Genomic DNA, 13,460 nt, shown 5'->3' with positions numbered 1-13,460 from the left:
GAGTGCTTCAACCATTGGGGATCGCGCTGAAACGAAAAAAATAACCGGTTCCGAAATAATCATTAGAGCCCTTCAGGCGGAGGGCGTGGATACCGTATTTGGCATACCCGGGGGGGCGGTTTTGCCCCTCTATCATGAACTGGCAGCATCCGGCATCCGCCATATTTTGACCCGTCATGAGCAGGCGGCCGCCCATGCTGCCGAAGGCTATGCCCGCGCCACCGGCAGGCCCGGCGTCTGTATAGCCACGTCCGGGCCGGGGGCTACCAACCTGGTAACGGGAATAGCCGACGCCTATATGGATTCCATTCCCATTGTCGCCATTACCGGCCAGGTAGGCGTAGCTATGATCGGTCATGATTCCTTCCAGGAAGCCGATATTACCGGTATTACCCTGCCCATTACCAAGGCCAACTACCTGGTAAAAAATATCAGGGATCTGGCGGCGACCATCCATGAGGCCTTCTATGTGGCGACGACCGGCCGGCCCGGCCCGGTCCTTGTCGATATTCCCAAAGATATTACTACCCAGCGGGCAGCCTTCCACTACCCCCCGAAGTTGCGCCTGCCCGGTTACCGCAGCCGGGTGGAGCCCCATGCCCTGCAGGTAGCCCAGGCCGCAGCCGCCATTCTCGCCGCCGAAAAGCCCCTGCTCTTTATCGGCGGCGGGGTTATTACCTCCGGAGCCCATGAAGAGGTACGGCAGCTGGCCGAAGAACAGGATATTCCCGTCATCATGAGCATGATGGGTAAAGGAGCCTTCCCGGAAACCCATCCCCTCTTTATCGGCATGGTAGGGATGCATGGCACTGTCGCCGCCAACTATGCCGTTTGCGAGACGGATTTGATTATCGGCGTCGGGGTCCGCTTTGACGATAGAGTGACGGGTAAAATCGAGGCCTTTGCCCCGCGGGCGAAAATTATTCATATCGATATTGATGCCGCCGAAATCGGCAAGGTCGTACCGGCCCATATTCCCATTGTGGCCGATGCCCGCCAGGCCCTCCAGGCTATACTGGCCAGGCTTCCTGAGAAAAAGGAACACCCGGCCTGGCGGCAGAAAATCAAGGTCTGGCAGGATGAACATCCCCTGCGCTATGATGAGTGCGGCCTTAAACCCCAATATGTAATTGAGGAATTATATCGTTTAACTGAAGGCCGGGCGGTTATTGCAACTGATGTCGGCCAGCACCAGATGTGGGCGGTGCAGTATTATCCCGTGGAACGGCCGCGTTCCTTCCTTTCCTCCTGCGGCCTGGGAACTATGGGGTTTGGCGTCCCGGCAGCCATGGGAGCTGCTATAGCCAGGCCGGGAGAAACTGTAGTGGCCATCACCGGGGACGGCAGCTTCCAGATGAATATCCAGGAATTGGCTACATTAAGCCATTATCGCATACCGGTGAAAATTATTCTCCTTAATAACGGTTATCTGGGAATGGTACGCCAGTGGCAGGAGTTCTTCTTTGAACGGCGCTACGCTTATTCCGAAATGGGCGGCAACCCGGATTTTGTCAAGGTAGCAGAAGCTTACCGGCTGCCGGCCCGGCGGGTAACGACCCGGGAGGAGGTCGTACCGGCCCTGGAGGAGGCCCTGGCAACGGATGGCCCTTACCTGGTGGAAGCCTTAATCGACAGGGAAGAAAACGTCTTTCCCATGGTGCCCCCGGGTGGTACCCTGAACAAGATGGTGACGGGAGGTAGGCAGTAGTGAAACGTACCCTTTCGGTTCTGGTGGAAAATCGCCCCGGGGTTTTAACCCGGGTGGCAGGCCTCTTCAGCCGCCGGGGTTATAATATCGACAGCCTGGCTGTAGGCCGTACGGAGAATCCAACTATTTCCCGCATGACCATCGTGGTGGACGGCGATGAACAGATTATCGAGCAGGTCTGCAAGCAACTCAACAAGCTCATCGATGTCATTAAACTCAGTGACATCACCGATGACCCCCATGTGGGACGGGAGTTGATGCTCATAAAGGTCAATGCCGATCCGGCAGTCCGGGGCGAGATAATGCAGATAGTTGATATTTTCCGGGCGCGGATTGTCGATATTGCCCGTAACAGCTTGATCATTGAAGCTACCGGCGACGCCGACAAGATTGATGCCCTGGAGAATTCCCTGCGCCCCTTTGGCATCCGGGAAGTAGTGCGTACGGGTAAAATTGCCATGTTGCGGGGGGCGAAAACCAAAGGAATGGAGGCCAGCGGCGATGGGACAGGAGACTAAGGTGCGTACAGGCGCCCGGGCCGTAATGGAGGTCTTGCAGGCCGAAGGTGTGGAACTCGTTTTCGGCTATCCCGGAGGTGCCGTCCTGCCCCTGTACCATGAGCTGGCGCAGACTTCCATTCACCATATCCTGGTGCGCCAGGAGCAGAACGCCGTCCACGCCGCCAGCGGGTATGCCCGCACCAGCGGCCGGACGGGCGTCTGCTTTGCCACCTCCGGCCCCGGGGCCACCAACCTGGTAACGGGCATTGCTACGGCGTATATGGATTCCGTACCGGTGGTCATCTTTACCGGCCAGGTGCCCACAAGCATGGTCGGCAGCGATGCCTTCCAGGAAACAGATATTACCGGGATCACCATTCCCATTACCAAGCATAATTACCTGGTCAAGGACGTCGAAGAACTGCCGCGCATTGTTAAAGAAGCCTTTTATATAGCCAGCACGGGCCGTCCCGGGCCGGTACTGGTAGATATTCCTAAAGACGTAGCCCTGGCCCCCTGCCAGGCGCCAATCCCGGAAAAGGTCGAATTGCGGGGGTATAAACCAACTTACCATGGCCATCCAGGCCAGCTCCGCGCCCTTGCCAGGCTCCTTAAAGAGTCCCGGCGGCCGCTTTTATTTGCCGGCGGCGGGGTGATCGCTTCCGGGGCGGAGGGATACCTGCAGGAGCTGGCGGAGAAAATCCAGGCGCCGGTAGCCACCTCCCTTACCGGCCTGGGAGCTTTTCCAGAAGACACCCCCCTCTCCCTGGGGATGGTCGGCCTGCACGGCAAACCCTGCGCCAACCACGCCGTAATGGAGTGCGACCTGCTGGTGGGCCTGGGGGTTCGTTTTGATGACCGGGTGACGGGTGCAATAGAAAAATTTGCTCCCCGGGCTAGAATAGCCCATGTAGATATAGACCCGGCGGAAATCGGTAAAAACGTGCGGGTTGACCTGCCCCTGGTAGGCGATATCAGCTGTGTCCTGAAGGAACTACTGGCCCTGGTAGAGCCGGCAGAGCACCCGGAGTGGCTGGAGCGCATTAAGATCTTACGTAATAATTATCCCCTCACCTACGGCCGGGGTGGTGAGGTGCGGCCCCAGTGGGTAATCGAGCGGCTGGGGGAAATGACCCGCGGCCGGGCTATTATCGCCACCGACGTCGGCCAGCACCAGATGTGGGCGGCCCTCTTTTACGGCTATACCGAGCCCCGCACCTTTATTTCCTCCTGCGGCCTGGGCACCATGGGTTACGGCCTGCCGGCGGCCATTGGCGCCGCCCTGGCCCGGCCCGACCGGCAGGTGTGGCTCATTACCGGCGACGGCAGCTTGCAGATGAGTATGGCCGAGCTAGGAACGGCTATTGAGCAGGGGATTTCCTTAAAAGTTTTGCTTTTCAACAACCAGAGCCTGGCCATGGTGCGCCAGTTGCAGCATTTTTACTACGAGGGTCGCTATACGGCAATAAAATTCACCGGCAATCCCGACTTCGTTCGCCTGGCCGAGTGCTACGGGGCTACCGGCCTGCGTATTGCTAAACAGGAAGAAGTGGTACCGGCGCTGGCCCGGGCCATGCAGGAAGACGGTATCACCCTCATCGAGTGCTTGATCAGCGAAGAAGAAATGGTTTACCCCATGGTCCTCAATGGAGCCGCCTTAAACGAGATGCTCCTGCCGGAATAAACTGGCCAAGGAAGGTTGATGTAAATGAGTGATACCAGCAAGAGGATTTATATTTTTGATACCACCCTGCGCGATGGGGAGCAGTCGCCCGGGGTAAGCCTGAATGTCGAGGAGAAGCTGAAAATCGCCCGCCAGCTGGCCCGCCTGGGGGTTGACGTTATTGAAGCCGGTTTTCCCATAGCCTCCCCCGGTGACTTTGAAGCCGTACGCGCCATAGCCAGGGAGGTGGAAGGGCCGGTTATTGCCGGCCTGGCGCGGATCAGCGAACGGGATATCGACCGGGCCTGGGAAGCGCTGCAGGAAGCCAAAAGGCCACGCATTCATGTCTTTATTGCTACCTCGGACATTCATTTAAAATATAAACTGCGCATGACACGGGAAGAGGTCCTGGCAGCAGTCCGCAAAGGGGTGGCCAGGGCCAAAAGCTACTGCCGGGACGTGGAGTTTTCTCCGGAAGACGCTTCCCGGAGCGATATCGACTTCATGTGCCAGGTGCTGGCGGCAGCCATTGAGTCCGGGGCCACCGTCCTCAATATCCCGGACACCGTCGGCTATGCCACCCCGGCCGAGTTCGGTCATCTTATTGCCGAGATTCGCCGGCGGGTACCGGGTATTGACCGGGTGCAAATCAGCGTCCACTGCCACAACGACCTGGGCCTGGCGGTGGCCAATTCCCTGGCGGCCATTGAGAATGGCGCCCTCCAGGTAGAAGGAGCCATCAACGGCATCGGCGAGCGGGCCGGCAATACGGCCCTGGAGGAACTGGTCATGGCCCTCTATACCCGCCGCGACTATTACGGCTGCCACACGGGCATCGTTACCGAGGAGATTTACCGCACCAGCAGGCTGGTGAGCAGTTTGACCGGCATGCCCGTCCAGTACAACAAGGCTATTGTGGGCAAGAACGCCTTTGCCCATGAAGCCGGCATCCACCAGGACGGCGTCCTGAAGGAACGTACCACCTACGAGATTATGAACCCGGCCATGATCGGCCTGGTACAGAACAATATCGTCCTGGGTAAGCACTCCGGCCGCCACGCCCTGCGTACCCGCCTGGAAGAACTGGGCTTTAAGCTCAATGAAGCGGAACTCGATAAAGCCTTTGCCCGTTTCAAAGAACTGGCCGACCGTAAGAAAGATATTACCGACCGCGACCTGGAGGCCATCGTCGAGCACGAGATCAAACAGATCCCCGAAAAATTTGTCCTGGAGCACATCCACATCTCCACGGGCAACCGGGTGGTCCCCACGGCTACCATCGGCCTGCGGGTGGGCGAGGAATTAATGGAAGAAGCGGCCTGCGGCGAGGGCCCTGTGGACGCCGCCTTCAAGGCCATCGACAAGATAACGCGCATTCCTGTTTGTCTTAAATCCTACGCCCTCAACGCCGTGACTGGCGGCAAAGACGCCGTGGGCGAGGTCACCGTTAAAGTCGAGTATGCCGGCCGGGTCTTCATCGGCCGGGGCATCAGCACCGACGTCCTGGAAGCCAGCGCCCGCGCCTACCTGAACGCGATTAATAAAGTCGTTTACGAAATTGGGGAAGAGAACTTGCAGGTTTTGGAAGCGTGAAGCAGGGGACGAAACAGAGGTAGAGCGAACCAAAACTGTTTGGGGCTGGCATTTGTTTGCAGCGAGGACCACGGAGCGAGCGCAAACATAGCCAGCCAAAAAAGAGTTACTTTAGCAGGAAGAAGGGAACTCCATGGGCATGACCATCACCGAAAAGATCCTGGCCGCCCACGCCGGCTTAGATACGGTCGAACCGGGCCAGCTCATTAACGCCAGGGTAGACATGGCCCTGGGGAACGACATCACCGCCCCCCTGGCCATCCAGGAATTCAAGAAACTCGGCCTCAAGAAAGTCTTCGACCCGGAGAAGGTGGTGCTGGTACCCGACCACTTCACGCCCGCCAAAGACATCAAGTCCGCCGAGCAGGCGAAAATCCTGCGCGACTTCGCCCGGGAGCAGGGGCTCACCAACTACTTTGAAATCGGCCGCATGGGCATCGAGCACTGCCTGCTGCCCGAAGCAGGGCTGGTCGGCCCCGGGGACCTGGTCATCGGCGCCGACTCCCACACCTGCACCTACGGGGCCCTGGGGGCCTTTGCCACCGGCGTCGGCTCCACCGACCTGGCCGCCGCCATGGCCACCGGCGAGCTGTGGTTTAAAGTACCCGAAACCATCCTCTTCCGCTACCACGGCAGGCTCCAGCCCTGGGTGGGCGGCAAAGACCTCATCCTCTTCACCATCGGCCAGATCGGCGTCGACGGCGCCCGCTACATGGCCATGGAATTTACCGGGGAAGCCATAAGCGAGCTCTCCATGGACGGCCGCTTCACCATGGCCAACATGGCCATCGAAGCCGGCGGCAAGAACGGCATCTTCCCGGTGGATGAAAAGACCATAGACTACCTCCGGGGACGGCTGCAAAGGGACTACCGCATCTACCAGAGCGACCCGGACGCCAGGTATGCCCGGGAAATAGACATCGATGCCGGGAAAATCGAGCCCCAGGTAGCCCTGCCCCACCTGCCGGAGAACGCCAGGAGCGTCAAAGAAATAGGTGAGATCAAAATCGACCAGGTAGTCATCGGTAGCTGCACCAACGGCCGTATGGAAGACCTGCGGGTGGCGGCGCACATTCTGAAAGGGCAGAAAGTCCATCCCGAAGTAAGGCTCATCATCATCCCCGGCACCCAGAAGATTTACGCCGACGCCCTGGCCGAAGGGCTGATAGCCACCTTTATCGCAGCCGGCGCCGCCGTCTCCACGCCTACCTGCGGCCCCTGCCTGGGCGGGCACATGGGGATCCTGGCCAGAGGCGAGCGGGCCGTAGCCACCACCAACCGCAACTTCGTCGGCCGCATGGGTCACCCGGAAAGCGAAGTCTATCTCGCCGGACCGGCCGTAGCCGCCGCCAGCGCCGTCAAAGGGAGAATCGCCGCCCCCGAGGAGGTAATAAAATGATCATCCAGGGTAAATGCCACACCTTCGGCAATGATATCGACACCGACGCCATCATCCCGGCGCGCTATTTAAATACCAGCGACCCCGGAGAACTTGCCCGCCACTGCATGGAAGACGCCGACCCCACCTTTGCCGGGAGGGTAAAAACAGGAGAGATAATCGTCGCCGGGAAAAACTTCGGCTGCGGCAGTTCCCGGGAGCATGCGCCGGTGGCCATCAAGGCCGCCGGGGTGGCGGCGGTCATCGCTGCCTCCTTTGCCCGCATCTTCTACCGCAATGCCATCAACATTGGTCTTCCCATCTTTGAGTCCCCGGCCGCGGCGGCGGGGATAGAGGCCGGGGATGAGGTAAAAATCGACGCCGAGAAGGGCGAAATAGTGAACCTGACGAAAGGGGAAACCTATCCGGTGGCTCCCTTCCCGCCCTTTATGCAGGAACTTATCGCCGCCGGGGGGCTGATGTCCTACGTGGCAGGGAGGGTGAAGGTCAATGTATAGAATTACCGTTTTACCCGGCGACGGCATCGGTCCCGAAATTGTACCCGAGGCCGTAAAGGTCCTGGAGGTAATCGGCCGCCAGGCGGGGATAGAGTTCCGGTTTACCGAAGCCCTGGTAGGGGGAGCGGCCATTGACGCCCGGGGCCAGGCTTTGCCGCCGGAAACTTTAGACCTCTGCCGCCGGAGCGATGCCGTCCTCCTGGGAGCGGTGGGCGGTCCTAAATGGGATGCCCTGCCGCCGGAGGAACGCCCGGAAACGGCCGCCCTCCTGCCCCTGCGCAAGGAGCTCGGCCTTTATGCCAATTTAAGGCCGGCCTATCTCTTTGAGCCCCTGGCGGAGGCTTCCCCTTTAAAAAGGGAAATAATTGCCGGCACCGACCTGCTTATTATCCGGGAGCTCACGGGCGGCCTCTACTTCGGCCCGAAAAAGCGGGAAAAAACGGATACAGGCGAGGTAGCCTACGATACCATGCTCTATACCAGGGCGGAAATAGAGCGCATTGTTCGCCTGGCCTTCACCATAGCCCGCAGCCGTCGCCGTCACTTAACCAGCGTCGATAAGGCCAACGTCCTCACCAGTTCGCGGCTGTGGCGGGACACGGTGGAAAGCTTGAAAAGCGAGTTTCCCGAGGTAACCGTGGAACACATGTATGTCGATAACTGTGCCATGCAGCTGGTCCGCCGGCCGACCCAATTTGATGTCATTGTGACCGAAAATACCTTTGGCGATATCTTAAGCGACCAGGCTTCCGTCCTTACGGGTTCCATAGGTATGCTGCCTTCAGCCAGCATTGGCGGCCAGGTAGCCCTTTATGAACCGGTTCACGGTTCGGCCCCGGATATTGCCGGGCAACAAAAGGCCAATCCCCTGGCCACAATCCTCTCGGCGGCCATGATGCTCAAGTACTCCTTTAAGATGGATGGGGCGGCGGCTGCTGTGGAGGCGGCCGTCGGACGGGTGCTGGCTAAAGGTTACCGTACTGCCGATATTTACGTACCGGGTACCTCCCTGGTGGGAACGGCGGAGATGGGTGCCCTGGTGCGGCGGGAGCTGCAAGAGGGATAGCTAATGGCCGAAAAAATTTACGTATACGACACCACCCTGAGGGACGGCAGCCAGGGCGAGGGCATCAGCCTGTCGGTAGAAGATAAAATAAAGATCGCCGCCCGGCTGGACCACCTGGGCGTGGACTATATCGAAGGCGGCTGGCCCTGGGCCAACCCCAAAGATTTGGAGTTTTTCCAGCGGGCCAGGGAGCTCCGATGGCGGCAGGCCAGGCTCGTAGCCTTTGGCCGCACCCGCAAGCCCGGCGGGAATGCCCGGGATGACGCCAACCTGCTGGCCATCAAGGAGGCCGGGGCAAAGGCAGCGGCTATCTTCGGTAAGTCCTGGGACCTCCATGTAACGGCGGCCCTGGAGACCACCCTGGAAGAAAACCTGGCCATGATTGCCGAAAGCGTCGCCTTCCTGGCGGCGGCGGGTCTGGAAGTAATCTATGATGCCGAGCACTTCTTCGACGGTTTTAAAGCCAATCCCGATTATGCCTTGGCTACTTTAAAGGCCGCGGCGTCTGCCGGGGCCAGCTGGGTAGTCCTGTGCGACACCAACGGTGGCTGCCTTCCCGAAGAAGTTGCAGCTATCGTAACCCGGGTACGCCAGGACATCCAGGTGCCCCTGGGGATTCACGCCCATAACGACGGCGATCTGGCGGTAGCCAACACCCTGGCCGCAGTTGCTGCCGGCTGCCGCCAGGTACAGGGGACCATCAACGGTTTCGGCGAGCGCTGCGGTAATGCCAATTTATGTTCGGTGCTGCCCAACCTGGAACTAAAAAAGGGCTACCGGTGTTTACCTCCGGGGCAGTTGAGCCTGCTTACAGAAGTTTCCCGCTACGTCAGCGAGATTGCCAATGTGGTACCGCCCGGCAACCAGCCCTTCGTCGGCTATAGCGCCTTCGCCCATAAGGGCGGCATCCATGTCAGCGCCGTCTTGAAGGCTTCCCAAACCTACGAACACATCCCCCCCCGGCTGGTGGGCAATGAGCGGCGCATATTAATGTCGGACCAGGCCGGGGCAAGTAACCTGCGCTGCAAGGCCGAAGAAATGGGCCTGGCCCTTTCTCCCGAAAAGGAGCAGGTCCTTATAGACGGTATTAAAGAAATGGAGCGCCGGGGCTACCAGTTTGAAGGTGCCGACGCTTCCCTGGAGTTATTTTTACGGAAGACGACGGGCGAGTACCGGCAACCCTTTGAAGTAGAGTACGTCAAGACCCTGGTGGAAAAACGGCCGGGACAGGAAGCCACCTCGGAAGCCATCGTGAAGCTTAAGGTGGGCGACCAGGTAGTCCATACAGCGGCGGAAGGCAACGGTCCCGTCAACGCCATGGACAACGCCCTGCGCAAGGCCCTGGAGGAAGTATTCCCCGCCATCGGCCGCATGCGCCTCACTGACTACAAGGTGCGGGTACTGGATGAAAAGGATGCTACCAGCGCCGGGGTCCGGGTTTTAATTGAATCCAGGGATGGTACTAGCTCCTGGAATACCGTCGGCGTCTCTACCAATATTATTGAAGCCAGCTGGGAAGCCCTGCTGGACAGTATGGAATACGCCCTTTTAAAGCAGTCCCAGGACCTGAATAAAAAGGCGGCAGCCACGTAAAAAAGCCAGGCTTTCATTTTGCCTGGCTTTGTTGTGACGTTTGCGTATCAGGGGGCGGGGATTTAGCGTACTGCCAGCGGGGCAGGGAGGTTCCCGGCAACTGCAGGTCCTGCTCTTTTTTAATGTCGGGGTAGATGTTGAACAATTTATTGAGGTTTTCTATTAGACCGCCGGTAAAGGTTAAACCCTTTTCCAGGGTGTGGGGGTCGCCAATGGCTTTAATAACAATAGGGTAGAGGAGCTTTTCGCCGTTGACGGTGATGTAGACCCGCGCACCCTCTTCTGTATCGGCAATGGCAGTAGATATACCGATGCGATGTTCGTTTATGGCTATAGCTTCGGCTCCTGAGGCCCAGAGCTCGTTGACAATGTCCACCAGGTCTTCATAGAGGAGGGGGGCATCGCCGGTGATGGTAATCGTAATTCCCGGCCCTTTTACGGGAATGATGCCGGTAATTACCTGCAGGCGGTCCAGCTCCTTTTCCAGGGCCGTTTCGGCAGCGCTATCCTCGCCGGAAGCGGCTTTCAGGGTAAAGAGCTGCTCCTGTAGCTGGGCAATTTCGTCCTGGAGCTTGTTGCGCTTGCTGGTTAAATCCTTCCACATGGCCACCAGGTCTTCGGTTTTCTGGGCTTCCAGGGAGCTGGCCAGGAGCCGCTGGGTGCGGAACTGGAGGGAAAGCAGTAACCCCAGGATTAAAAAGACAATGGTCAGTGAAATGGGCCAACCCTTTTTCTTAGTCATTGCTGCTGCCCCCCTGACTTAACCAGGCGGACATGGTTCTGGGTGAAACCGCCTTTGTACGCCGGCAGGGTGAGGCTTAAGGATCTGGTCACCTTGACCGGGAAGTCACGGCTTTTTAAGAAAGAGAAATCAACTGACCTTTGCACAGCCGCCTCCAGGACATCGGGATTGCCGATGGCCTCGATCTCGTAGGGTGGGGCCAGGCGGGTAGAATTCACCAGGATGACGGTACCTACGCAGCGAATGTCCGTACTGGAGACAATTCGCTGGCCGTTGACGGCAATGGCCTCGGCGCCGGCAGCCTTTATTTCATTGACCAGGTAAAGGACGTTTTTATCGTGAATTATATAGTCTTCCGGCTTATACGTTGTTGGCGAGCTGTTTTTGGCGGCCTGGGCGCCGGCGATATTATCGTCCAGGGTGACGACGATGCCCGGCCCGGTAACGGGAGTTAGGCCGGCAGCCAGTTTCAGCTTTTCAATTTCCTGCTGCAGCTGTGTCAGGCGTCCCTTACCCTGGGACCTGTCTTTCTGGAGGGCTTCAATCTGGTCGCGCAGTTCGGCGATGGTATTTTCCAAAGAGGCGTCTTCTTCTTCTAGGGAATGAATAATATCAATAAGTGCGGGGTCCTCCTGTTCCAGGGCTGCAGTGGCCAGATGGGAACGCCACTGCCACGCTACCAGGAGCCCGGATAAAAGGCTGATGAGGAGCAGGGAAGAATAAATTTTACGCAAGGTAGACTCCTCCTTTAGCGCTATTTTATATGAAGTACCGGCCGGTGACAACTAGTAAAAACGGGCAACTTGAAAAAGAAGGGATTCACCTTATGACTGTCGAATGAAGTGACAGGACCTCCATATACTAACTAAAGCCCGCGGGAAAATTCGGGGTGAATGGTTTGGCGGCCCTGTGGCGCTACTTGCTGTCATTAAACATATTCGATATTTTGCGGATAACCCTTGATATCAGCATCGTTGCTTTTGTCATTTATAAATTTATTATGCTCATCAGGGGTACACGCGCCGTTCAGCTCATCAAGGGACTGGTAGTGCTGGTGGTAGCCTCGGTCATTGCCGAGCGCCTGCACCTGACCACCATCAACTGGATCTTAAGCCAGCTGCGTCTGGTGATTGTCGTGGCCCTGCCGGTAGTCTTCCAGCCGGAACTGCGGCGGGCCCTGGAGCAGCTGGGCCGGGGGAAGTTTTTTGCCCGGCCCTTAACCGTCCTGGGTGCCGAAGACATGGAAAAACTAATCAATGAGCTGGTCAGGGCCGCCCAGGTACTCTCGAAAAACCGTACCGGTGCCCTGGTAGTTATCGAACGGGAAACAGGCCTCAATGACTATATTGAAACGGGTATCCGGGTGGACGGCGTCGTTTCCGCCGAGCTGTTGATTAATATTTTCGTACCCCTGACACCATTCCACGACGGGGCGGCCATCATCCGGGGGGACCGGGTGGTAGCTGCCGGCTGTTTCCTGCCCCTTTCCGAAAGCCCCTATTTAAGCAAACAGCTTGGGACCAGGCACCGGGCGGCCCTCGGGATCAGTGAGATATCTGATGCCGTGATCCTGGTGGTGTCGGAAGAAACGGGGGCCATTTCCGTGGCCGAAGGGGGTAAGCTGACCCGCTTCCTGGACGAGAAAAACCTGAAGGAACTATTGCAGAGTTTATTATTACCTCAGGATAACCATAATACCTTCTTCTGGCCCTGGAGGTCTTAAAAATGCTGGAGCATTTCCGCCAGGATTGGATTTATCGTTTGCTGGCAGTCGCGCTGGCCGTAATTCTGTGGATATACGTTACCGGGGAGCAGAATCCTACCGGACAAAAGGTGGTGCTGGTCCCGCTGGAAACAGAAAACCTGGGGGAGGGTTTGGTAGTTGCCGACCGGCCGGAAGAAGTCCAGGTACGGGTGGAGGGGCGCAAGGCTACGATAAGCAACCTGCTGTCCAGGGATGTCCATGCCTATGTTAACCTGCGGGATGCCAAAGTCGGCGATAACCTGTTACCCGTCCGGGTCGAAGTGCCGGAAGGGGTAAATGTGGTTCATGTCAACCCCGGCCAGGTAACAATCAAAATCGATAAAATCGAAGAGGTACAGTTGCCGGTACAGGTGAATCTCCTGGGGACACCGGCCAGCGGCTACCGGGCCCTGGAACCGGTCCTCAAGCCCTCCCAGGTAGTTGTTTCCGGCTCTGCCGCTATCCTGAAAAGTATAGGCAGGGTTTATGTAGAGGCCAAAATCGACCAGGCCAGCGGTAATTTCCTGGCCCAGCTGCCGGTAAAGCTGGCCGACCAGGAGGGACAGCCCTTACAGGAATGGTTAACCGTCAGCCCGCAGGTAATAGAAACCTTTATACCTGTAGTCCAGGACATGCCCAGTAAAATCCTGCCGGTGCGTCCCCAGCTGGCAGGTGAAGTGGCCGAAGGTTATACCATTGACCGGATAATCCTCCAGCCGGAAGTTGTAGAGGTTTTTGCTCCCTATAACCATTTAGCTTCCTTCGATTATATTAATACGGCTCCCATTAACATAGCCGGGGCTACGAAGAATATTACGGTGGAGACGAACCTGGAAATACCCGCCGGTGTCCAGGTCGGCAATTTCCCGCGGGTCCGGGTGGTAATTGAGATTAAAAAGGCAAACCCCTAATCATATGACGGCCGATACCGGCGTACACCTTGAAGTAGCAATCT

General features: G+C 57.9%; 12 protein-coding genes. 10 read left to right on the top strand and 2 right to left on the bottom strand.

The genetic code is table 11. The features are described from left to right. Positions 1–13 precede the first annotated feature (13 nt). The 8 genes from ilvB (NWF31_RS01390) (at position 14) to cimA (ending at position 10,019) form a co-directional block, all read left to right on the top strand. A complete protein-coding gene (gene ilvB, locus NWF31_RS01390) occupies positions 14–1,708 on the top strand; it encodes a biosynthetic-type acetolactate synthase large subunit (RefSeq protein WP_258358977.1) in 1,695 nt (564 codons plus the stop codon). Next, positions 1,708–2,226: an acetolactate synthase small subunit gene (gene ilvN, locus NWF31_RS01385; protein ID WP_258358709.1), complete on the top strand. Its 519-nt coding sequence runs from the start codon at positions 1,708–1,710 to the stop codon at positions 2,224–2,226. Before ilvB (NWF31_RS01390) ends, ilvN begins: the two co-directional genes overlap by 1 nt. Next, the gene (ilvB, locus tag NWF31_RS01380; protein WP_258358708.1) at positions 2,210–3,892 is read left to right on the top strand and encodes a biosynthetic-type acetolactate synthase large subunit; all 1,683 of its coding nucleotides are present in this window, start codon (positions 2,210–2,212) and stop codon (positions 3,890–3,892) included. The genes ilvN and ilvB (NWF31_RS01380) overlap by 17 nt, the downstream gene beginning before the upstream one ends. Positions 3,893–3,916: 24 nt before the next feature. Continuing rightward, positions 3,917–5,464: a 2-isopropylmalate synthase gene (locus NWF31_RS01375; protein ID WP_258358707.1), complete on the top strand. Its 1,548-nt coding sequence runs from the start codon at positions 3,917–3,919 to the stop codon at positions 5,462–5,464. Positions 5,465–5,597: 133 nt separating this feature from the next. After that, on the top strand, positions 5,598–6,863 hold the full coding sequence (gene leuC, locus NWF31_RS01370; protein WP_258358706.1) for a 3-isopropylmalate dehydratase large subunit: 1,266 nt from the start codon (positions 5,598–5,600) through the stop codon (positions 6,861–6,863). After that, the gene (locus tag NWF31_RS01365) at positions 6,860–7,360 is read left to right on the top strand and encodes a 3-isopropylmalate dehydratase small subunit (RefSeq protein WP_258358705.1); all 501 of its coding nucleotides are present in this window, start codon (positions 6,860–6,862) and stop codon (positions 7,358–7,360) included. The genes leuC and NWF31_RS01365 overlap by 4 nt, the downstream gene beginning before the upstream one ends. Beyond that, a complete protein-coding gene (gene leuB, locus NWF31_RS01360) occupies positions 7,353–8,426 on the top strand; it encodes a 3-isopropylmalate dehydrogenase (RefSeq protein ID WP_258358704.1) in 1,074 nt (357 codons plus the stop codon). Before NWF31_RS01365 ends, leuB begins: the two co-directional genes overlap by 8 nt. A gap of 3 nt (positions 8,427–8,429) precedes the next feature. Continuing rightward, positions 8,430–10,019, top strand: coding sequence for a citramalate synthase (gene cimA, locus NWF31_RS01355; RefSeq protein ID WP_258358703.1), 1,590 nt, complete (start codon positions 8,430–8,432; stop codon positions 10,017–10,019). 13 nt (positions 10,020–10,032) lie between these two features. Here cimA and NWF31_RS01350 read toward each other — a convergent pair whose 3' ends face one another. Continuing rightward, on the bottom strand, positions 10,033–10,761 hold the full coding sequence (locus tag NWF31_RS01350; RefSeq protein WP_258358702.1) for a DUF881 domain-containing protein: 729 nt from the start codon (positions 10,759–10,761) through the stop codon (positions 10,033–10,035). Then, positions 10,758–11,495 (bottom strand): DUF881 domain-containing protein, encoded by a 738-nt coding sequence (locus NWF31_RS01345; RefSeq protein ID WP_258358701.1) that lies wholly within the window; start codon positions 11,493–11,495, stop codon positions 10,758–10,760. The genes NWF31_RS01350 and NWF31_RS01345 overlap by 4 nt, the downstream gene beginning before the upstream one ends. 155 nt (positions 11,496–11,650) lie before the next feature. Between NWF31_RS01345 and cdaA the strand changes: the two genes are divergently transcribed. Further along, entirely contained in the window at positions 11,651–12,484 is an 834-nt protein-coding gene (gene cdaA, locus NWF31_RS01340; protein WP_340674332.1) for a diadenylate cyclase CdaA, read from the top strand. 2 nt (positions 12,485–12,486) lie between these two features. After that, positions 12,487–13,416, top strand: coding sequence for a CdaR family protein (locus NWF31_RS01335; RefSeq protein WP_258358700.1), 930 nt, complete (start codon positions 12,487–12,489; stop codon positions 13,414–13,416). The last annotated feature ends 44 nt before the right edge of the window (positions 13,417–13,460 follow it).

This window comes from Neomoorella sulfitireducens, assembly GCF_024733845.1.
Classification (GTDB): Bacteria; Bacillota; DSM-521; order Neomoorellales; family Neomoorellaceae; genus Neomoorella; species Neomoorella sulfitireducens.
Note: the sequence above shows the minus strand (reverse complement) of the source record. Positions and strands in the feature narration are given on the sequence as shown.